Consider the following 1,247-nt stretch of genomic DNA (forward strand, 5'->3'; position numbering starts at 1 on the left):
TAATCTTGAATTCATCTAATTCCTCAGAAAGATTTTTTACCCTTTCCTCAAGCACAAGCACTTTCTCCATTAACCCATATTCAATTAGCTTGTCATGTATCTGTACACGTGAATCTAGCTTAGCCAACCACCATATAACAATAATAGTCTGTATTATCATCGTTATTATTACTGTTAATGGGACTTTTTGATTTTGCATGGATATAAAGCTGATAACGGATTACTTTTTTGATTTGTACTGGTCTTCGGCTTGAGCAAGTAGATTTATTATTTCTCTATAAGGTTTGTTCTTATTTTTATCATATCGTAATTCTATTACTGCTACATCTCGTGGGTTTTTTCCATCTTTATTTCTAATAATGGGATTCGCACCTTTCTCTAGTAAAAACTTAATAATTTCCACATCACCTTGGTATGCAGCATTATGAAGTGCTGTACTTCCATACCCATTGATAATGTTTACATTAATTCCCTCATCTATCAAAAACTTGACAATTTTAAAGCATCCTTCTTCTGCAGCATAATGTAATGCAGTTAACTTAGACATTTGTGTATCAATATCTAACAAACTTTTCACTGAAAACTTCACCACTTCTAAATTACAATTTTTAGATGCAATCTGTAATATTTTTTTGTAATTATCTACAGCTTTAGACTTTTGATAGCAATATGTAATAACAACACATACCACTAGTATCGTAAACCATACAAAATGTATTTTATCTTTTTCATTATATTCCAGTTTATTCATACTCAGCAGTTTCTTCATATTAAATAGACTATTTACTTATTTTTTCTTAACACCGTTTTCATTTACTTAAAGATGCAGATAATGTAGTAAGATAACCCGAACTATTTAAGGTATGCTCTGCTCTATTGACTATCCATTCGCCATCTACTGCTTGATTAAAGCCTATAAGATTAAGTTTTGCCTCTGCAAATATTTGAGGATTACCTGGCATTGTTATCTCTAAAGTTTCATTGCTGCGTTTTAATTGTTTTAGCTTGGCATTTGCTGCACTTACTGCTGACTCTGCATTGGGGTAATTTTCCAGCATAATATAACTTGGTTCACCGCTACCAACCATTTCTTTAATAGTCTCACCCTTTTCATAGCTATGCCACTTTGCTATTACGGAATTGTACTTATCACGTACGGTAAAATGTACTTGCCAGTTAGTTGTATCTTCTGGTTTAATGGTTGTTGTTCCTAAAACTTTTCCTGTTGCTGATTTTGCTGCACCTTT

Annotated in this window: 3 protein-coding genes; all 3 read right to left on the minus strand. The window is 32.4% G+C overall.

Features of this window, described 5'->3' with window-relative positions:
* Positions 1-199, minus strand: a 199-nt coding sequence (locus IC220_RS07625) for a hypothetical protein (RefSeq protein ID WP_188153804.1), incomplete at its 3' end; no start/stop codon positions are given.
* Positions 200-220: 21 nt separating this feature from the next.
* A complete protein-coding gene (locus IC220_RS07630) occupies positions 221-751 on the minus strand; it encodes an ankyrin repeat domain-containing protein (RefSeq protein WP_188153805.1) in 531 nt (176 codons plus the stop codon).
* 58 nt (positions 752-809) lie between these two features.
* Positions 810-1,247: phage late control D family protein (locus tag IC220_RS07635; RefSeq protein ID WP_369408781.1), on the minus strand; the 438-nt coding region annotated here is incomplete at its 5' end.

It is taken from the genome of Wolbachia endosymbiont of Pentalonia nigronervosa (genome assembly GCF_014534705.1).
In the GTDB taxonomy this organism is placed as follows: Bacteria; Pseudomonadota; Alphaproteobacteria; order Rickettsiales; family Anaplasmataceae; genus Wolbachia.

What these genes read in the sequence shown, in the direction of transcription:
- IC220_RS07630 (WP_188153805.1), bottom strand. Translation starts at nt 751, where the DNA reads ATGAATAAACTGGAATATAATGAAAAAGATAAAATACATTTTGTATGG.